Source organism: Belliella filtrata, from assembly GCF_022549775.1.
In the GTDB taxonomy this organism is placed as follows: Bacteria; Bacteroidota; Bacteroidia; order Cytophagales; family Cyclobacteriaceae; genus Belliella; species Belliella filtrata.
The window spans coordinates 1-21,493 of the sequence record NZ_JAKZGP010000040.1 but is presented as its reverse complement, the minus strand read 5'-3'; the positions used below and the strand labels follow the sequence as shown (position 1 = coordinate 21,493).

Here is a 21,493-nt window from a genome sequence, read left to right as displayed (position 1 = left end):
CTCTTACAGTTTTATTTGATCATCAATTTGAAAATAATCGAAATCAACTTGACCTCCTGGCTGAGAAGTAGCATAGTAGAAAAGGCCAAACCTATATCCCATAAAGTGTGGAAGACTGTACTTCATTTTTAATGTATCACCCAATTGCTCCCAAGACGTCCCATTATCGACACTATAATAAAACTTGGCTTCGTCCTTTCTCTCCTCAAAGTCACAAATAGCTCTTAACAAAACTGACTTCCCATTGAAAGGCACACTTTCAATCTCTGCCTCCTTGGTATCTTCTGACCTTTGCATCACTAGGTGTTTTTGACCATTGAGCATTTTAACTCCTATCAGTCCAAAATCTTTTTGTAACAAAGTAAGTCCTGACCAGTCTCCTTCTTTCATTTTCGACACATCCAGTTTGATTGTGCCCATACTCTTAGGACCAATTGTTCTTTGAGTTAATGTATTTCTTGCTGTTAGGACAGATTGATCCGTCCTGTCTGTCTTGAGTGAAAGTTTTCCTTTTTTACCATCGATAGCCCAAAGTTCATCTACAGGATTGTGATTCCATTGCCAGACAAGAGGAAGTGCTGGTTCACGCTTTTTTCTTTTGAAATCATCCGATGCTACGATGCCCGGCATCAAGCCTTTGCTTGCTGGCAAATCCAATTCCATAGGGACTTTTCCATTTTCTCCCAACACTGGCCAGTCATTTTCCCATCGAACAGGGACCAAGTAAGGAATTCGACCTACGGCACCATTGTCTCGAAACAAAAATGAATACCAATCTCCCTCTGGCGTATCAATCAATCCTCCTTGGGCGACACCCTTATCCTGAAGTGCTACCCTTCCTTCATAAGGACCAAACAAATTATCAGCCTTGTGGACAATCACCGTACGCATACCTCCACGTGGCCAAGCGATGTTGAAGAGGTAATATTTTCCTTTGACTTTAAAAAGTTGCGTACCTTCTGCTGGAAGCATGATTTCCTCTTTGATCGGCTCGTGAGCTTTTTCAATCAACACCCTTTCTGTATCTGCTTTGATGCCAGATAAGTCACTTTCAAGTTCGACCATTTTGATCTCACCAGCACCCCAGATCATATAAGCTTTGCCATCTTCAAAAAACAAAGTGTGATCGTGCAGAGAAGGTCTGAACTCGATTGCTTCCCAAGGACCATTTTCAATATCTTCGGTGCTATAAATGTATGTCTTATGGGTATTTCCTGAAAAAGTACTCACATAGTATTTCCCTTCATGATACCTCAAGCTACTTGCCCAAGAACCTTTGCCATACATGTTTTTATCATTGCTCAAAGTAAGGTCGTCACTGTCGCCAAGTGTCTGATAAGCGTAGCTGACCAATTCCCAATTGATCAAATCTTTGGACTTCATGATCGGTACACCAGGATTGACATGCATAGTTGTACTACTCATATAATACGTATCTCCTACCCTGATCATGGAGACATCTGGCACATCTGCGTGTATGATCGGGTTGATTGCTTTTTGAGCAAATGTCAAATCACAATGGATAAAAAAGGTTATAAATAAAAGTATTGAAGTCTTTAAGAATTTGTTCATATGAATTAGGGTGATAAAATAGGCCATCCCTTAAACATGAAAATATACATACATGCTTATGGGATAGCCTAATAGGTTTATAGGTTTGTTAGTTGTTACTTTTTTAATACTAATTATCAATCTTCATTGATAATGATATCTTCTTGGTCGGTGTCCTCCCTCTTGGCTTGTGTCCTACCTTTGATTTGTGTCTTCACAAACCAATTCAATATTCCATCCTTGTCCTGTGTCCTCACAGGAAAACCCTGAAGACTCGTGTTTTTTAAATGTTCTGTGGGGACTCAGACCATGGACAGGCCATTGAGCAAAGGCTAATACTTTGCTGCCATCTCAATCAATTCGCTCACAACAGATTTAGGTGTATTGTCTCGGTTGAAGAGCAAAGGATAATCTGTTCTCCCACGAACAGGCCAACCATTTTTCCACGAATCACCATCATTGATTCCCCAAAGGGTGACACGAGAGATCTTGTCATGGTGATCTAAGAAAAGCTTGAAAAAGGCTTTGTATCGATCATCAAATTGTTTTTGAACATCATCAGGCAAACCTTCTGTGTATGGATTGAGGCTTTGCTGATATTCCACATTGGTAGCGATATCTGCTCCCATATCTCTGCGTGGAGAAGGCAGTACACTAAGGTCGAGCTCTGTGATCATCACAGTCACTCCAAGACCTGAATAAGCCAAGATACTTTTTTCAAATTCTTCTATTGTAGGATACTCCAGTCCAATGTGACCTTGCATACCAATACCGTCTATTTTGACACCTTGAGCTTGAAGGTCTTTCACCATTTTCACTACACCATCTCTTTTCCCTGGCTGAGCCATAGAGAAGTCATTGTAATAAAGCTCCGCATCTGGGTCAGCTTCATTGGCAAACTGGAAAGCAAGCTTCATGAAATCTTCTCCGAGGATTTGGTAAAATTTGCTATTTCTCCAAGAGCCATCATCTAGGATCGCTTCGTTGACCACATCCCAACCTTTCACACGACCTTTGTATCTTCCTACTACAGTGTGTATGTGATCCTTCATGCGCTGGGTAAGCACTTCAGGACTTACGTCATTGCCTTCACTATCAGTAAAGAACCATCTTGGTGCTTGAGAATGCCAAATCAAGGTATGCCCTACGATATGCATGTCATTGGCTTCTCCAAACTCAATGAATTTATCTGCCACTTCAAAATTGAATTCCCCTTCACGCATCTGAATCATGCCACTCTTCATGTTGTTCTCAGCCACGATAGAGTTGAAGTGGGTTTTGAGGACTCCCATAGACGGTTGATTTTGGTTATTAATATGGTTTGCACTCAAAGCTGAACCGATATGAAACTTTCCTTCGAAGGCGTCTTTTAGCGTTTCAGGAGCTTTCTTTTCTGTTTTCACCATACAGCCTAGGCCTATCAGTAGCGTAGCTACCATTCCTAAACTTCGTATTGAAATAAATCTAGATTTTTTCATTATTAGGTTGTAGTTAGTGATTTTAGGTTTTGGGGTGGGTAAACTTTGTAATTAGAAGAGATCCTGCATAGGACCTCTTCCAAAATAATCAACTTAAATCATGATCAATTCTCCAACCCTTCAGAAACACCAACATATGCAGGCTTTCTCACGAGGTTACTATTCCAAACTCCTTGACGGATCGTATTATCTGTATCGACTGGATTTGTCAATGTAATTCCATATTGCTGAGAGGCTGGAATTATTTGATTGTATAACTCAATCACTGACTTGAACATATCTGCTTGAGCATTCAATACTAATTGCGTAGGAGTACTCACATTCAGCCTAACTTCTAAGCCAGATATTTTTATTTTTTTCCCTGTGGCTGCTAATAATCTCAACATAGATTCCACATTACCAAGGCTCGAATTTAAGTCAAGCTGCAACCTTGCACCAATTCCATCAACTTGAGCATTGTTGCTTTCTATGTAAGAAACATATTCGATCAAAGCTCTACACTTGTCCAAATTAGTCTCCATTCCACTCTCATTGATAAATAATAGGTCGTTGCTATTTCCATATTCTCTAGCTAATCGAAACGCCATTACTCCATAATCCTTTCCAAGGTAATCTTGCCAATAGAACTCACTTGATCCCAATGATCTACCAATACCCGATCTTAACTGATCTGGATTACTATTGTCGATTGGTTCACTTAATACATACCTGGCATTTAAGTGTTCTTTTGTATCACCAACGAAGTTAGAAATCCAATTGGTGAAATGTCCTTCAATAATTGCTGTCTTTTCTTCAGGAGTTCTTTCAACTACTGTGGTGGATCCACCCGATAGACTTGCACTTGCTAAAACCACATCATCAATATATACTGTCCCAGCGAATTCTCCATAGCTGATGATGAAGCGATTCCTATCTGCTGCTGTAACTGTTGTAGAAAGATTAACCAACCTCCACTCTTTCGTGACAAGAACTTGTCCAAATCCGTTGGAAGAGTAATCAGGACTTTGAAGTTCGGGTCTAATAAAACCTTCGTCAGTACCCTTTATCCAAAAACTCAAGTTGTATGCTTCATTTAATTTAACAGGCTCAGCTAATTCATAAACAGTCTGAACTTCCCAAAATCCACCAGTCGTTGAAGGATTGGTAACAAAGAAAGCTCTTCCTTGATTTCCTACACCTTGCCCATCTTGAGTCAACCCTCTTTCGGAATTATTTCCCCAACCTCCCCACGAAGTACCATTTTCAAACCCACCATCTGAAATCAAATTATTAATGATTGGTTCACCATTGATATCGAATAGGTAGAGGTTATTTATGTCAATGTAATAGTTCACATTAGATTCATAACCAAATTCAAATTGAAAACTAAAAGGATCGCCTGTAAAATCACTAATTCTAAAACTAATTTTTTGCCAAGATAAATTGGTTTCAAACGTTTCTGATGTTGAACCATTAGACATCCAGTCTATAGCCGGTTCATTATTAGATAATCCAGTGAAAGTTATTCTTCCTTTTCCTGGTACATCTGATTTCACATAGGCAACTAGCTCATAAGTTCTACCCTGTTCAATTTCAATAATAGGTGATCTAAATCGAGTAGAACTAGGTGAGGATACATTATTAAAAGTATTGATACTGACAGCAGGTGCATTTCCACCCATCCCTTCACTAGCAACCACACTAGCACCTGTAGAATATTCCCAATTACTCAAAGAACCACTTGAAATTTCTTGGACATTTAATTCGTTTGCAAAGGCTGGTGAATTGACTATCAAAGGAGATAAAGCTCCATTCAAAACGGATGCCCTTTGATTCATATGCCATATCAAAGGTGAAGCAACCACTTTCATATTTTCTACTTGGGCAGCATTTAGAAAGCTAGTAACATTTACCATATTAAAACTTCCGTCGCCCTGAACGATACTATTATGATGCATCCCATTTGATGGAGTAAACTCATTAAAGTTCCTCTTAATCAAGCGGTACATTAACCCTCTGTCCACAAAACTCTCCATAGACATACTAGCACCAAGTTTATAGTTTGGATTTGAAGCTGAGTCCAAAAAGCTCTTTAAAGAAGCATAACTATTTAACTCTTCTTGAAGCATTATGCTTTCAGGCTTTTCTACTTGAAAATCTAGAGGATCAAAGTCCGCACAAGAAGTCCCTGCCAAAACGAAGGCGGTACATATACCAATTATATATTTATAACTCATATTATCCTTTCTTTATTGATCTAAATTATCTCAAAACGGGAGTAAAAGTCTCCATAACTACGCCTCTATTTCGCATAACCAAAGTATCTGTTGTAGATACATGTAGTTGAGGTAAATCAACTTCATATGTTAAGTATAGCGCATCTCTGTCTTGATTTCCCCAACTGGATTTTTCACCTTTTTGAACAAATCTACCGCTTCCAGAAGCTGTGAAATTGTTGTTTGAAGCTGAAACTGTACAGCTTCCATCTCCGTTGAAAGACAATAATAATTCCGCTGTAATATTCTGACCGCCAACACCAGTGAATTCTACTGGAAATAAAACTTGAGAACGAGACTCAGTGACCAATTGATTTAATTCATCATTCTCAACATTATTTTGACGTCTAGTAATTGTTCCATCATCTATACCTTCCACTTTTCCAGTAATAACGTCTCTTCCTCTTCTCAAATAGTAACCATGCCACTCATTGATATATTTGACTGCATAAAGAGTAAAATCTTTAGGAGCAGGAAACCAATCATCTGCAACTGCTCTTCTAGGATTCTGTACAATCGGAACTCCAGATAAGATAGAATCTGCATTTATAACGTTTGTAATTTTGACAGGTAATACAAAAGTTTTTTTAATTGCTCTTGGGTCATTGAAAAATGCACCTGTCAACTGTACTTCCACCCCACCAGCAATCTGACCACGTGGAATAGTAACAGTGTTTGAACTTAATTGATAATATTCGGAGGAAAGGACTTCAATTTCATCTCCACCCTCTTCGAAAAGTAAACCATCAGCAATTGATTCATCTACTTCTATTTCAACAGAAACATCTCTTGGAGAAGAATATACACCACCAGTAGTTACCATCAATCTAAATTTCCCTTCATTATCCAATGAAGTATCGAAGATATCTTCACCAAAAGTGATCGTTCTAACTGGGTACTGATACGCAAAGTAGACAGTCTGATAATCAAAGTTTGGAAATTCCCAATCTTGATTTTGGCATGATGATAACATCACGACAAGGGCTATAATTATATAAGTTATTTTTTTCATTTTCTTTGAGTTTAAAGCTAATTCCAAATCAAATTATTTGAACTTTTCCATGATTTACCAACCAGTATTTTGTTGAAGGGCATTGAATTTTAACATTTCACTGTAAGGTATAGGACCATAAATCATGTGATCACGAAAGACACGATTTTCAACATTTATAGAAGAGTAATTATTTTGATTCAAAATCCGCATACCTCTCACACTCTCAGTAAGGTTAGCCCTCCATCTTCTTAGATCCCAAAATCTAAATCCTTCGAAGGATAGCTCCAAACGACGCTCGTTTCGGATCAATTGTCTCATAGCATCTTGATCACTTCTAATCGACTCGAGATAGGCATCCCCATTTTCTGTCCCAACACCAGCTCTTGCCCTGATGGCTTTGATTACGTCATATGCAGAGAATCCGAATGATCCACTAGACATAGGACCAAATGCTTCATTTGCAGCTTCAGCATAAATCAAGAAAATTTCTGTATACCTAATTCTTGGCTGTAGGTGACGTTGTCCAGTATTTGCAACTGGGTCTAAGTTCACATCTTGACGAAGCAGTTTTCTCATATAGTAGCCAGTACGAGTAGAAGTCTCAACTTTATTTAATCCATCATTAGTATCTGAATCTTGAGCCGTATTGATAGTTCTATTTAATGGCCCAGCCGTACTCCCATTGACTAAAATAAACTGTCTTAATCTCGGATCTCTATTTGTATAAGGAGTTTCTCCTGAATATCCAGATGAAGGATTTGAAATAGGATAACCATTTGCCATAGGAAAAGCATCAACAAGGTTCTGGCTAGGGTTAACTCTTCCATTTCCAAATAAGGTCGGAGGGAAGTTCTGCTGTTCCAAGTTATTTGACGGCCCCCCTACAGAACCTCTCCATAAAATTTCTGAAGGATTATCTCCTGCACCTAAATTTTCAATCATGGAAACATTGTTGTACCAAGTAACCCCATTTGGATCCAAACCACTTAAACCTCCGATTTCACTTATCATTCCACTTGCGAAAGTAGCTGCGTCAGCCCATTTTGCTTGATTATTATCAAGATTAAATGCAGGACTAGCTGCTAGGAGCGCAGCTTGGGTTCTTATAGCTCTCACTATCCTCCCCGATACTAGTTGCTTAGCATCATCACCAAATACTCTATTGTACTCACCAGTTTCAGCTCCCAAATCCCTATAAAGGACAGGCATCATGCTTGTGTTGCTTATGTTAACATAATTATCAGGCAACAATTCAATTGCTTTGTCAATATCTGAGTATAGTTGCTGCATACAAGACTCGAAAGTGGCTCGAGGGATATTGAAATCAGAGTTTGCTGTTTGAGGCTCAAGCAGAATAGGTACACCCATCAAGACACCATCTGCTACTCCAGCATGTGATCTTAATAAGTAATACATAAATAGCGCTCTCAATCCATATGTCTCACCTTTCATACGGTTGATAAACATTTGATTAACTACAGGGTTTGCTGCAAATTCTGAATTCTCTACTACTGACAACATTTCATTCAAATACTGAATTGCAGATTGAGAATTAGTCCATTGATCCAAAGGGTTATAATCAGAAGCCCATTGACCTACACCAGTATTCAATAGCCCACTATTAAGGTCATTTGTCACAGCGTCATCTGTTGCCACTTCACTGAAACTAAAACTATTTGTTGGAATCCTCAAATAAGCATTTAACAATAAGCCTTGAACCATATCAGGCCTTTCCAACAAACGATCCTTGTTCTGTATATTTTCTAGTGCTGGATCAAACATGTCTGCACAGCTAGTAAATAAGACTAAGCTTGCAATAATAAATCCTACTTTAAAATTTATATTCATTTTCATTTAGATTCTGTTTAGAATTTTGCTTTAACACCCACATTATAGAACCTAGTTTGAGGAGCAATTCCAATATTCATTTCCAAAATATCCCTATTAGGTGCAATTGTCAATAAGTTAGCTCCATTAGCATAAACATCAAGTCCCTTTAAGAATCTCTCACCAAATAGCCTCGTAGGAAATGAATAAGAAACCTGTACTCTAGAGAGGTCAAACCTGTTTGTACTATACAGCCAAAAATCAGAGTTGCGGTAATTGTTTGCTCCACTTAGCGCTGTCAATCTTGGATAAGTTGCTGTTTCGCTTGTGGCTTCCGTCCACCTATCCCGAACCACTTCGGAATATTTGTCATCAGCTTTCACCCAGAAATAATTGCTGTTTTTCATGGCATAAGCCCCTGTTCTTGATGTACCTAACACAAAAAAGGTGAAGTTTTTATATTTGGCTGAAAGATTGAAACCCATTGTTAATGGTGCTCCCGACCAACCCCCTCGACCAAGGTATATTTCATCTTGAGCATTGATTATTCCATCACCATTTTGGTCAATATACTTGATATCTCCAGCTCTAACTTCACCTCCTGCAATTGCCTCTTGTGATGGTGAATTAGCTATATCCTCTAATCCTCTAAAAAACCCATCACTTTGTAATCCCCATAATCCATCCAATGGTTTACCAATTCTTGAAAGATAATCAAATTCAATATTCTCTGACCTTTTGGTAGCCCTAGTGTCATAATAAATTCCAGACACTCCTAGATTCCAATCAATTTGACCAACTCTTTTACTAAAGTTTAGCTGAAAATCAATACCTGTCCTTAGGTCATTATTGTAATTTACATAGGGAATCCAAGAAGATATTGGCCATCCTGTTACAAAATAGCTAGGATAAATATTATTATCTTGAAGGAATAATCCAGTCATCCTGCTTACAAAGTAAGAACCATTGAATGTCAACATCTTGTTAAACAAAGTAGCGTTCAAACCAATGCTGATTTCTTCTCTTTTAGGAAGATTAAGTTCATAGTTTTGCCCTCTTCTAACATCTGTAGCTGTATTATTCAATCCATCTCTCCATTCATACCATGAACCCTCATCGGTATATATACCTTCATAAAGGTAAAACCCTGGTATATCTAAATCTGTATGGAGAATACCCCCAGACACAGATAGCATCAAATCATTTACTGCTGATGAAGAAGCCATAAAATCTTCTTCACTTAATCTCCAACCTAATGACCCCGTTGGAGAAAATGCTTGTCTATTACCTGGTGCTAACATAGTACTGTGAATCATAGCGCTACTAAAATCCACATAGTATTTAGACTTATAATTATACCCAACTTGCAATCCAAGATTTGTATTATTCACCTTATGATATATACCAGAAGTACCTGTTTGAAATCCATTGGCAATCAACATACTTGAAAAATGATGTTTATTACCAATACTCTTTTCATAATTCAATTGACCAGAAAATGATAAAGTCTGACGAAACCAGCTATCACTAATATTTTGAGTTCTACTACTTGCATCTTGTCCAATTCTGGTCAAACTAGCAATTTCGTCTCTTCCATCAAAGTTAGTCCAGCTCGGTTGAAACACGGCATAATTGTTGACAAAAGACAAATTATAAGATGTAGCGTAGTCTAGTCCAAAAAGAGAACTAAATGAAAGACCTTCTACAACATTTCTCAAATCAGCATTCACTCCTGCATTAAACTGAAATTGTCTGCTATTGTACCTGCTAGATCCACCAGCATAGCTACCTGCTATGGGATTGTTCTGATCCAACTGAGTTCCTCCCAATAGATACCTCCCATCTATCAGATGCTGAGCACTCTGTACATAACTCATAGCCACTTCATCCTCAGGAGCGAGAAAATCGATTGGAATCAATGGAGAAAAACGATTTGGCCTAATTGTAGTAGAACCTCCCCAATAGTCCGCATTAATTCCCCTACCATTATAGAAAATTGCGGCTGCATCGACTTTTGCTGTAAGAAACTCATTAATATTTACATCAACATTTCCTCTTACATTTAGTCTTTCATTTGCATTATTCGCTGCTTGACCAAAATTCAATGCTGAACCCTCACTCCAATAACCTACATTTGTGTAGTACCTAGTTATTTTGTTTCCTCCTGAAATTTCCATAGTGGCATCTTGACGTGTGTAGGCCCTTTGAAGATATTCATCGCTAAAGAAATCTAAATTTGGATAACGATAGGGATTAATTCCAGAGGCGTAATTGTAAATTTCCTCATCCGAATATAGAGGGCTTAGACCATCATTGGTTCTTGCTTCATTGAACAAAGACATATACTCCCCAGACCCAAGATATCTAGGGTAACTTTTCGGTACATGTACTCCAATATTTGATCTTACATTAACAGTTTGGTTATTGGCAACGCCTCTTTTAGTAGTCACCAATAAAACGCCTTTTGCTCCACGACTACCATAAAGTGCAACTGCATTTACTCCTTTCAAAAATGTTAATTGAGCAATTTCTGTGGGCATAACACTTGTGATATCTCTAGGGACTCCATCGACGAGTGTTAAATAATTATTATTCCCCCAAATATTACCGTGAAAACCACCAACAAAAGCTTCCATTCCATCCAGTGGATAGGTAATAAAGTTCTCATCAAGTACACCTCTCATGTTTACTGAAGAAACCCCACCTATCAAATCACTTTTATTCTGTGTACGAAATGCTGTAACAACCTCATCTCCTGAAAGGAACGGGAACAATACAATTTCTGAAACTTCTGCTTGAGCTAAAATCACCCTAGTTTCATAGCCTGCTGCTGTCACTACTAAAGGAGTTCCAAGAGTTACCTCTAAATTCACAAGCCCTTCACCATCTGTCAAGACCACTATATCATCCTGTTCACTAGTCACAGTAGCATCTGGAATTGGCTCATTAGAATTAGCTCGAATCGCTAATTCCAAATTTATTTTCTGTGTATTCTGAGCTTTGAGTGACAGGGGAAACTGTAACAGACAAATGCAGTATAACAGAATTATTTTTATATTAATCTTCATATTTCTTTCTTAAATATTATTAAACGAAAAGCGATAAGTTTACCAGCCAGGGTTCTGGCTAAAATCTGGGTATAAACTAACATCTGAAACTTTTAGAGGTAACCAATAATGCCGTGGAGTCAAATTCCGCTCTATGATTACTTCCTCTCTCATATTAATAATGCGATTTTCGGTAGGATCATCTGCATTGAAAGTGCCTGATCTATCAAATTCATAAGAAGTTTTAATATTGTATGGGGCTTCAGTTAAAAGCAACCATCTTCTCAAATCATTAAATCTATGTCCCTCAAATGCAAGTTCTACAGCTCTTTCACGTCTAATTTCACCTAGAAAACTACTTACAGAACCAAGGAAGCTTTCATGTACACCAGCCATTCCAGCACGAGAACGAATAACATTCACAGCCTCAACTGGAGTTTTATTGAAAGTGGTTGATGTTCCTCCTACACTATTGAAACCCATAAGGGTAGCTTCAGCATACATCAAGTAAATATCAGCTAAACGCATGTAAGGAACATTTATGTGTAGAGAAGAACCCCAATCAAATGCTCTATCGAATATATTCGCCGTCAACGGAGAAATTTTTCGATTGGCATAGCCCGATAGACTACCTGTTACAACTTCTCTATAGCTACCTCCTCTATGTAGATTTGCAAATCGATTTACCTCTTGGTTAGGATCAGGAATCGAGCCTTGTACGACCTTAACTCCATCATAAACTATTACAGCATAAAATCTCGGATCTCTGCCTTTCCATGGGTAATGAGGATCATATCCTGACTCTGGATCTGCCTGAGTGACATCTTTTGGTAAAGGAAGTCCATTTGCCATACCAAAATTTGCATGAACGTAATTAGCAGTAGGATAAAAATTAGTTGGGTCACCTTCATCCATAAATGTAGGCTTATACTGCTTGGAAATCCTCCAATGTGAATCATTGGCAGAGTAATATGGAGACCTGAATATGGCTTCTGTACCTCCTGCTAAAGCCCAGTTTTGGCCCATCGTGTAAAAATTATTATGATATCTTGCGAAGTCAATTAAACTGTATTGGGTTTCTCCTGATTCGACTAATTGCAACAGATCACCAAAGGCCTGAGAGGCTTTTCTACAATATTCAGCATTATAGGTTTGGCTTCCATTAGATACAGAATTCATAAGTGGACTTCCTGCCCACAAGTAATTTTTACCTAAATAGCCCAACGCCATAATCTTATTGATTCGTTGTTGGTTTTTATTAGGAGTTCTACCACCGGCTTCGGTATTATCCCAATTGATAGGCAATAATGATGCAGCACGCTCCAAGTCCAAAGCCACTTTATCGGCACATTCAAAGTAGCTTAGTCTAGGTAAAGTCAATTGTTCATCACTCGGCAAAACCTGATCTACATATGGTAATCCACCAAAATATTGAATCAACATAAAATGAAACCAACCTCTAAAGAAAAGCAATTGACCTTCTATCAAACGCCTTTCCTCCGGGGTAGCATCTACCATCATGGAAAGGTTTTCCAAACCCATATTTGCTTTTCTGATACCATACCAAGCCAATGGCCAAAGACCTTTGTTTTTATGATCTCTATTAGTATTGACTGAGGGAGCATCTAACCACCCATTTGTCCCTGCACCATTTTCTACCTGCCAAGCCCAGAAGTTCCCTCTATCTATATTGTAAGACAAATGGAAGGTACCTGCTGTAGATTCTATTTCATCTTCTCCCCAATTCCAAGAACTAGTCCAATTGGATAAAGTGAAATTAGGAATGCAGTGATAGAGTTCCTCAACATATCCTTGAAAATTTGTGAAATTTTGAAAGGCTTGTTCTTCTGATATAATCGACTGAGGTGTTCTTTCCAAATAATCTTCACATGAGGATATGAACAGAAACATAACGGTCCATGCAGTACCCTTCATTATTAATTTTATATACTTTTTCATTGTATTAGCTCACTTAGAATGTAACATTTATTCCCAAATTCACCCTTCTTATCGTTGGATAAGCTCCTTGACCTGAAGGTCCACCAAAATTTGACTCCCTATCATCTGGCATCTTTGTCCATAATAGTAGGTTGTTACCATTTATGTAGACCCGCATATTTCCCATTCCAAAACTTCTTACCAACTCAGGTTGGAAATTATATGCTATCTCTGCATTCTTTAGTCTCAAATATGATCCATCAAATAAGTATCTTGGTCCGTAATTGAAATTAGAAGGTTGAGAGCGCCATCTAGGTAATGGGGAATCTGCATTTGGATCATCTTTAGACCAATAAGTTCCTTCTTCATATACCAAGTTGAGACCATTGCTAAGACTACTTAAGCCAACATCTCTTGTTACATTGTTAACTCCATAAAACTGAAGAAACAGGCTTAGTCCTTTCCACTCCACTCCTATATTAGTATTGTAAGTGTTTTGAGGGACACCAGAAAACCCATATGGTGCAGAATCAAAATCATCCACAACTCCATCTCCATTAAAATCAGCGATGTAATAGTTCCCCGGAAGTTTTGCCATATCGTTTGTGTTATGTTGTGGACTACCATATAACTCATCCCATGTGTTATAGTAACCAGCACTGATGTGACTTCGGTATTGACCCAACTGAAATCCAGCTTGTTTTTGATAATCTGGGCGTAAAAATGGATCATCCCTTTGAATAACTTGGTCAATTGCATGAGTCATAGCAAAATCACCCCATATCCTTATACCATTCTTAAGAATTCGATTAAAACCAAGCATCAATTCATATCCAGTAGTTTCTACTCTTCCAAGGTTAGCCGCAGGTGCATTTGCTCCATAATAAGTTGGAATGGATCGCCCGCTAGTCATTAGTATATCTACTCTATTGTCTCTGAACCAATCTACACTACCAAAAAACAATCCTTGAAAAAACCTGAATTCTGTACCAAAATTATATTTATATACAGTTTCCCATCTAACATTTGGATTTCCCACTGCATTTTGCCTGAACCATGTATATGGACTACTCTCTCCACTTTCGCCAATAACCCCTAATTGAGAATTCTCTCCAAATAACCACTCATCCATAAAAAGGAACCTTCCTCCAATATTATCATCTCCAACTTCACCATAAGAACCTCTGATTTTCAGAACATCTACAGCTCTCACGTTCTTCATGAAGTTTTCTTCTGAAATATTCCAACCAATGCCACCTGATGAAAAGAAAGCAAAACGATTCTCTGGGGAGAACTTTTCTGATCCATTGTAAGCACCATTGTATTCGATCAAGTATTTACTTTTGTAATCATAAGCGGTCCTAAAAACCCAATCTTCTCGGTAAGAAGGAATGATACTACCTTTTGCATCTTCTTGACGACTTAGAAGTCCCATTGCTGAAAAATTGTGAACACCTTCAATGCTCTTGACATAATTTAATTGAGTCTGATAGAAAAGCCTCCTTTGAGACTCGTTGTTATTAACTGTACCACCAGCATTTCCCCAAGTAATTGCTTCCACAAAGTCAAATCTTGTATTTCCATCAAGTATATTCCTGTAGAAAGACTCACCAGTTAAAGGATTAATCCATTTCGTATTTGGATTATTGTACAGGTCATTTATTCCTCTATTGGTTTCTTGGAACGAGTTATCAACGGCCAGTGTCCCTCTAAAACTTAAACCTTTTAATATTACTCCAAGATCTTGCTCCAAAACAAAATTTGTTGACAATAAGGTGGTAGTAATCTGATTCGATCCACTAATAGCAAGATTCAACAAGGAGTTTGTGACTGCATAATCATCTGGCCAATACGTACCATATGATCCATCAGAGTATCTTGGCAAGAAGGCATCTGGTGGACTCCTGTAGGCGGAGTTCCAATAACTTTGCGGAAAATCATATGCCCAAGGAGCTTGACGAACCCCATACGATCCACCTAAATTAACCCCCAATTTTGTTGTAGGGGTCAATTGAAAATCTAAATTGCTCCTGAAGTTAATTCTATCAAAATTGAAACCCGCTTGATAGCCTCTACCTGTATCAAATTGTCTAAATAAGTCGCCTTCATGTTGATAATCGATACTTGAGAAATATTTAACAAAATCAGTACCTCCTCTTATAGCAACATTTGCATTATAAGCCATGGCCTGATCTTTGAAAACAGCCTTTTGCCAGTCAACATTTGGATACCTTTCCATTTCTTCTAAGCTTTGAGGGTATCTATACCTCAACCTCATATCCTCTGGAATCATCTCTGCCCAACTGTTTGGACTTAAAGAAAGCTCCCTTTCTATTGCTTGGTTTCTTATACCAATGGCGTCATAAGAATCAAGCTTTCCTGGAAGTTTTGATGCAGACTTTAAGGTTGAACTGAAATTGGCAGTAATCTCAGCTTTACCTTCTTTACCACGTTTGGTTGTTACAATAATAACCCCATTTGCACCTCGGGAACCAAATACTGCTGTAGCAGATGCATCTTTCAAAACAGATATTGATTCAACTGAAGCAATATCCATCTGATTAAAAAACTCTGGCCTTTCTACTCCATCAACTAATATAAGTGGAGAATTTCCATTCCAACTATTTTGACCTCTTATAACAATTTGTGGCATCTCCTGACCAGGTATTCCAACACTTGAAGTTGTAATCACACCTGGAAGGTTACCTGTGAGTGCTTGACCAACGTTTGATACACCTCCAGCTCTTTGAAGAACCTCACCTTTAGTTTGTACAACTGAACCTACCACAGTTTCTCTCTTTTGCTCAGCGTAACCTACTACCACAACTTCATCCAAAGAAGTTTCATCTTCATTTAAAGATATATTGTAGACAGTATTGCTTTGGCCAATTAAAACTTCTTTGGCTTTATATCCAATAAAGCTAAAAACCAAAACATCTCCAGGCTCGACATTTATGCTATATTCTCCATCAATACCAGTTGCAACTCCTCTTGTGGTTCCTTTCACAAGAACAGTCACACCAGGGATAGGCAAGCCATCTCTTGCATCTGTTACAACTCCAGTGATCTGTGCTATTTTTAAATTTATTGAAGCATTGGATGAGTTCAATAAATTACTGTTGATTCTTGGTAAACCAAGTGCAGTTTTTTCAGTACCAACGATATTTCCAGAATTAGAAAGTATTTTAGTTTCAGATTTGTCTTTTGACTTTTCTGAAGTTATATTTTTTCTTACCTCTTTCCCTGAATTTCTGTTTGCAAAGTCATTCAATATATTGAAACCTACCGCTAAAGTAGATTCATCTATAGAATGTACATTGGCATCATCTGCTTGTGCGTAATATGGTATTGTAAGCATTATTGTTACCATTACCACACCAGTAATCCTCCCTAATATATTGGAGAATCGCCTATGTAAAATTTTATTCATACTAATTGATTTTTTTCTTTTAAAAGGTTAAATGATTTTTATTCAAAATCGATAAGATCTGATAAGAAAATGAGATCCCTATCAAAAGAATGGCTATGTGGAATTTCTATATGGATGCATTGTTTTAAAGGTTTTGGGTTAAACTATTAATTGAACTTCTTCAACAATTATAAATCAGCATGAATATCATTTTGAGATTTATTGAGACCCATTTAAGATCTTGATAAATTTCATTTGCACTGCATGTGATTTAACCTAAATAAACTATTTGTTTAATTATTTTTTACAAATAAGAAATTACATTCTTAAGGATAGGTTCTAAAAATCTATCATGGGAGATAGTGAAACCGATTTCAATTTGAAGTTAAGTGGTAGTATAATTCTTTTCATAATTTTTGGGTTTTTGTTGTACTTGACTAAATCAAATATATAAATCCTTTTACAAAAAGAACAATTTGCACATAAGACACAAATAACTGATTTACAGTTATTTATTTTTTGTGTTTTGTTTACGAAAACATTATTTTGTATTCAAAAAGTGCCTTTTTTATGAAATTTAGCCCTTTTTGAAAATTAACAGAAACCTCTGCATTTCGCTTAAGTATACTTTCTGATTTTCAGATACTTACATTTATTATTTTACTAAAAAAAAATAATTTTTATTTTTTAAAGTAAACAACAACATACTTTAAAATTTTTATTCAAAACAAAATTCCCAAATATAAATCACGCCATTCCTCAAACAACAGTCATTTAATGTAGTCTATTCATTTTTACAATAATTAATTCACAATTAGCCAGGAAAATGTTGCATTAATCGATCGTCATAACATGGTAATAAAAGAGAATATGACTATCCACAATCTTACACGTATGTTTGAATAGCTGCGATAATTAGTCTGTCAAATAATTTTTCACCAAAATACCTTCTGTTTAGCTTGTAGACAAATTCATCAAGATAATTCTGTAGGTATTTTTCTGTAACCATATGGTAAATGCCCAATAGATTCTTTTTCAGATTACTTATAGCTGTGTGAACCCAATTCAGTTCATCATTTGTCGATTTTTCAGATGATTTCACTTTTATATGACATTCTACAAGCTTCTCCAAATTAACATAAGCCTGATTTTTATCCGTGATTAATACCGATTCTTTATCAATTGCATCATTAACAAACCCTTCAAAAGAACTCGCTGAAGCATCAGGAATCACCTTCATTTTGAAAAAGCCACAATGTTTTGATTTCTCTCCTGTATTTTCATCTTCAAGCGGGGTCGATTCAGCTGCAACAGCAACTATTGCTTGTCTTTGGCTACCTTTTCCTCGTTTCAGTTGATTCTTTAATTCTTCATCAACTGCCTTTTCAACATATGCTTCATCATATTCAACCATTCCTTTTAGCATATAGGTGCTATCTCTTTTACCCATTATAGACCTTATTTTATGCATAAGGTTAAATGCAGTTTCATACCGACTTAAGCCTAGCTGTCTTTGGAATTCGAGACAAGAAAACCCCTTCTTAGTCGCAGACATCAATAAAAAAGCAGTAAACCAAGTGTGCAATGTAAGATTACTGGATTCCATTATTGTTCCTGCTTTTAAAGAAGTCCTTCTTCTGCACTTACTGTATTCGAAGAATTTCTTTCCACTAAACCAATATTGTCTGGTGAAACTGCTACATGTTTTGCAGTAAACTCCTTCCTTTTCCCTGTATGCTTTCAGAAATTTCTCACAACTCTCTTCGTCAGGGAAATGGGTTATAAAGTCAATGATGTTCATGATTCTAAATTTTCTTCAAGTAACATCATTTTATCCTTTTGAGAAACTAGTTGACACTAGCTATCATAGAATATTTGGCTACGTGTAAAATCACGGAGAGTCATAAAAGAGAAAATGTATATTGGTAATATTATAAGTGACGATAAAAAATATTGATTAATATTAGATCCTATCAAGCGGACAAGTTTCCTATTTAGAATTTAAGCTGATCCTTTGGAATTGAACAATAGCATCGTCTTTAACCGATAATTTAATAAAAGGATCAAAGTAGTCGATAATGAAAAAAGAGAAAAATTAAACTTTGTGTTGTTAAAATATCTTCTCAAACTTGAGAAATAACATATAAAAATCACTGCGTTGTAACTTTTAAGAAAATACTTAGAAAGTCCTATTTACTAGGGAAAATAATTTACAAAAATCCATCTCCGGTTTGAATTTACTATTTACAAAACTGCAAATACCTTATGATAATAAGGGAGTTATTAAAAATAACATTTTATGGACCTATTGATAGGTATACCTCCGAGTGAGACCAATAAATAGTGCTAGCCCACTATATTCAATCTTAAATTAGCGAAATAATTCCGTTTATAATTTTACTTGAAATGGTGACGCTGGCAGTCCATCTGAATTCACCAAATTAGCATTGTGAGGATTATTAGCCCATCCGTACCTAATGGCTATTGGCTTTTCCCCTTTATCTAAAAGAATTTCAACTTTGTTTTTGCCTTTTAGGCTTACTGAAGTTATCCATTGATAATTTCCCCCATCATAAGTGATTGCAAAACCGCCTAATGGCTCATTGTATTTAGTTTGCAAACCTCGTCCCACTTCAGTAAACTTCAAGGTTATGTTATTTTTTTTACTAATAACGCTATTTAATAAGGGACCTGAAAAAACACTATCAGTTTCTCCATATGCAATCTTATAGGCTTGAAGTGCAAGTCTATCTCCTACGCTTTTCTTATCTAATGGATGAATATCATTTGCTTCACCAACATCAATAGTAATTGCTAGTCCGACATTTGGGTAACTTAGTGCTCTTCGCTGAACTTCACGCATCTCAGCCCAACCACTTTCTTGAGGCTGTTCTGATATTTCCATATAATTTGGAAGTTGTACAAGGATAAAGGGAAGATCAGGTTCAGACCAAGACGATCTCCATCCATCCAAAAGCGCTTTAAATTGCTTTTCATATTTGAATGCCTGACCTGCGTTTGACTCGCCTTGATACCAAAGCACACCTTTTACTGTCATTGAGTGTAGTGGTGCTACCATGGCATTGTACAATCCCATAGGCTTGAACCTAACAGCCGTCTGTCTTGGTGCAGGCCGTGAGGTTGCACCGACTTGATAGCGCCAATCCGTACTCAAATCTATGATATGATCTCCAATCTCTAATTGATAAGGCTTATCCTTCACAAAACCTCCTCTTCCACTTTCATTTACTATTCTTACCACCAAAGTATTCTTTCCTAACCTTAGGACTTCCTTAGGAACATCATACCTCCTAGGCGGATATTGATAACTTGTGTTCCCCACAAGTGTACCATTGATATAAGCTTCATCACTATCTATCAATGTTCCCAAAAGTAGTTTTGCCTCTTGGCCAACTTGATCAGGATCATCGATACTAAATTCCTTTCTAAACCAATATACACCATTGACAGGTCTACCATTTTCAGTTGGCCATAGATTGACTTCACTCATGCTGTGCCAGTTTTTTGGTTGAAAACGCTCATCATACCAAGGAATTTGATCATCCTGTATCCCTAGATCACTCTGATTTAAGGCACTTCTCCAAGCATTCATCTTCTCCCTATCATTAGCTTCAATCTCTTCGATAACTCCTGGTTTTTGAAAATGGAGTGCTTCTTCATGATCTTTTGGGAATTCTCTTAATGCATCTTCACTGAGCCAAGATTCAATTGGAGACCCACCCACACTAGCATTGATCATTCCTACTGCCAATCCATATTTATTACTCAAATTTTTTGCAAAAAAATAGCTTACCGCAGCTATACTTTTAATAGACTCCGGAGTCACCGACACCCATTTACCACCTTTGAGATCTTCTTTCACACTAGTGAAACTATAATCATCTGGTACATCAAAATACCTAATTAAATTGTTTCCTGGATCTATAAATTCCTCTGGAAACATTGGTTCTACTCGTTCCATAGTAGTCTCCATGTTAGACTGACCTGAACATACCCACACCTCTCCTATCCAAATGTCATTTATAATTTTCTCATCCTCATTTGAAGAAATTCTCATCTCATAAGGCCCGCCAGCACTTTTGGTAGGTAAAACAAAATGCCACCGGCCATCCTGGTCAGCTTTGGTTTCAAAATCAACATTATCAAAACTCATCTTCACATCAGCCATCTCATCTGACCAACCCCAAATATTCACATCAGCATTACGCTGGATAACCATGCCATTGCTGATTAGTTTAGGAAGCTTAATTTGAGCCTCTGCTGAAATTATGAATAGCGTAAAAGGCAGAAATAGTATATATAGGCGAACCTTAAACAAAATAAGTTTTTTAAAATGTTATTAATCGGGAATACTAATATATCGACGATGTAATCATTGATATTTTTAGTAAACATGAATAAATAAAAAATGCAATGCAACCGATTTCATGAAATTTTTTCTTCCAATTTGAAGAATGGTAGAAAATATATTTAGGACTTGCAGCAATAGACTTTAATATGTCAGAATCAAGTCGGGCGAATGAAGATGTATACTTATACTTCGAATGATCCTAATATAGAAGATGGTATACCTGAGACTAGCCCGAAAATTTCAAGTTTTGAAATTTTTAGAAGCACATAAATCAAGCTGGATCCTTAAATAATCTTTTACATATATAAAGAGAGAATTCTCAATAAATGTAGTATTTATCAAAATTTTAAAAATTTATTCTCTAGTTGGTATTTTCAGTACACCTTGTTTAATGAAGCATTAGGCAAATTAATTATGCTATAAAAGGGTCTTTCCATAGAATAATTCCATAAACTGGTAATTATAATAGTTTTGATTAAAATCGCAATTATACCCAATAGAGTAGGAAGATAGGGATTATTTCCCTATCTGTCCTCTCACACCACCGTACGTACCGTTCGGTATACGGCGGTTCTTTAAGTTTTGATTCTAACCTTTTGGTAATAGTCCGACAGGAATACAT

General features: G+C 36.9%; 10 protein-coding genes. All 10 read right to left on the bottom strand.

Going from position 1 to position 21,493, the window contains the following annotated elements; translation table 11 throughout:
* Positions 1-3: 3 nt before the first annotated feature.
* Positions 4-1,572 carry a glycoside hydrolase family 43 protein gene (locus tag MM239_RS14145; protein ID WP_241348901.1) on the bottom strand — a complete coding sequence of 523 codons (1,569 nt, stop codon included), beginning with the start codon at positions 1,570-1,572 and terminating at the stop codon, positions 4-6.
* A 311-nt stretch (positions 1,573-1,883) separates the two neighbouring features.
* Positions 1,884-3,029, bottom strand: coding sequence for an endo-1,4-beta-xylanase (locus MM239_RS14140; protein WP_241348900.1), 1,146 nt, complete (start codon positions 3,027-3,029; stop codon positions 1,884-1,886).
* A gap of 104 nt (positions 3,030-3,133) precedes the next feature.
* The gene (locus MM239_RS14135) at positions 3,134-5,245 is read right to left on the bottom strand and encodes an endo-1,4-beta-xylanase (RefSeq protein WP_241348899.1); all 2,112 of its coding nucleotides are present in this window, start codon (positions 5,243-5,245) and stop codon (positions 3,134-3,136) included.
* A 25-nt stretch (positions 5,246-5,270) separates the two neighbouring features.
* Complete coding sequence (locus MM239_RS14130; RefSeq protein WP_241348898.1) at positions 5,271-6,296, bottom strand: DUF5627 domain-containing protein; 1,026 nt, start codon at positions 6,294-6,296, stop codon at positions 5,271-5,273.
* Between the two features lie 54 nt (positions 6,297-6,350).
* Positions 6,351-8,132, bottom strand: a complete 1,782-nt coding sequence (locus tag MM239_RS14125; protein WP_241348897.1) for a RagB/SusD family nutrient uptake outer membrane protein — start codon at positions 8,130-8,132, stop codon at positions 6,351-6,353.
* A gap of 11 nt (positions 8,133-8,143) precedes the next feature.
* The gene (locus MM239_RS14120; protein ID WP_241348896.1) at positions 8,144-11,080 is read right to left on the bottom strand and encodes a SusC/RagA family TonB-linked outer membrane protein; all 2,937 of its coding nucleotides are present in this window, start codon (positions 11,078-11,080) and stop codon (positions 8,144-8,146) included.
* A 132-nt stretch (positions 11,081-11,212) separates the two neighbouring features.
* Entirely contained in the window at positions 11,213-13,111 is a 1,899-nt protein-coding gene (locus MM239_RS14115) for a RagB/SusD family nutrient uptake outer membrane protein (RefSeq protein WP_241348895.1), read from the bottom strand.
* 13 nt (positions 13,112-13,124) lie between these two features.
* Positions 13,125-16,520 (bottom strand): SusC/RagA family TonB-linked outer membrane protein, encoded by a 3,396-nt coding sequence (locus tag MM239_RS14110; protein ID WP_241348894.1) that lies wholly within the window; start codon positions 16,518-16,520, stop codon positions 13,125-13,127.
* Between the two features lie 865 nt (positions 16,521-17,385).
* Positions 17,386-18,300 (bottom strand): IS1595 family transposase, encoded by a 915-nt coding sequence (locus MM239_RS14105; RefSeq protein WP_241348893.1) that lies wholly within the window; start codon positions 18,298-18,300, stop codon positions 17,386-17,388.
* A 588-nt stretch (positions 18,301-18,888) separates the two neighbouring features.
* Entirely contained in the window at positions 18,889-20,739 is a 1,851-nt protein-coding gene (locus MM239_RS14100) for a sialate O-acetylesterase (protein ID WP_241348892.1), read from the bottom strand.
* Between the last annotated feature and the right edge of the window lie 754 nt (positions 20,740-21,493).

What these genes read in the sequence shown, in the direction of transcription:
- MM239_RS14100 (WP_241348892.1), bottom strand. Translation starts at nt 20,739, where the DNA reads ATGGTTATCCAGCGTAATGCTGATGTGAATATTTGGGGTTGGTCAGAT.
- MM239_RS14145 (WP_241348901.1), bottom strand. Translation starts at nt 1,572, where the DNA reads ATGAACAAATTCTTAAAGACTTCAATACTTTTATTTATAACCTTTTTT.
- MM239_RS14105 (WP_241348893.1), bottom strand. Translation starts at nt 18,300, where the DNA reads ATGAACATCATTGACTTTATAACCCATTTCCCTGACGAAGAGAGTTGT.
- MM239_RS14140 (WP_241348900.1), bottom strand. Translation starts at nt 3,029, where the DNA reads ATGAAAAAATCTAGATTTATTTCAATACGAAGTTTAGGAATGGTAGCT.
- MM239_RS14135 (WP_241348899.1), bottom strand. Translation starts at nt 5,245, where the DNA reads ATGAGTTATAAATATATAATTGGTATATGTACCGCCTTCGTTTTGGCA.
- MM239_RS14125 (WP_241348897.1), bottom strand. Translation starts at nt 8,132, where the DNA reads ATGAAAATGAATATAAATTTTAAAGTAGGATTTATTATTGCAAGCTTA.
- MM239_RS14115 (WP_241348895.1), bottom strand. Translation starts at nt 13,111, where the DNA reads ATGAAAAAGTATATAAAATTAATAATGAAGGGTACTGCATGGACCGTT.
- MM239_RS14110 (WP_241348894.1), bottom strand. Translation starts at nt 16,520, where the DNA reads ATGAATAAAATTTTACATAGGCGATTCTCCAATATATTAGGGAGGATT.
- MM239_RS14130 (WP_241348898.1), bottom strand. Translation starts at nt 6,296, where the DNA reads ATGAAAAAAATAACTTATATAATTATAGCCCTTGTCGTGATGTTATCA.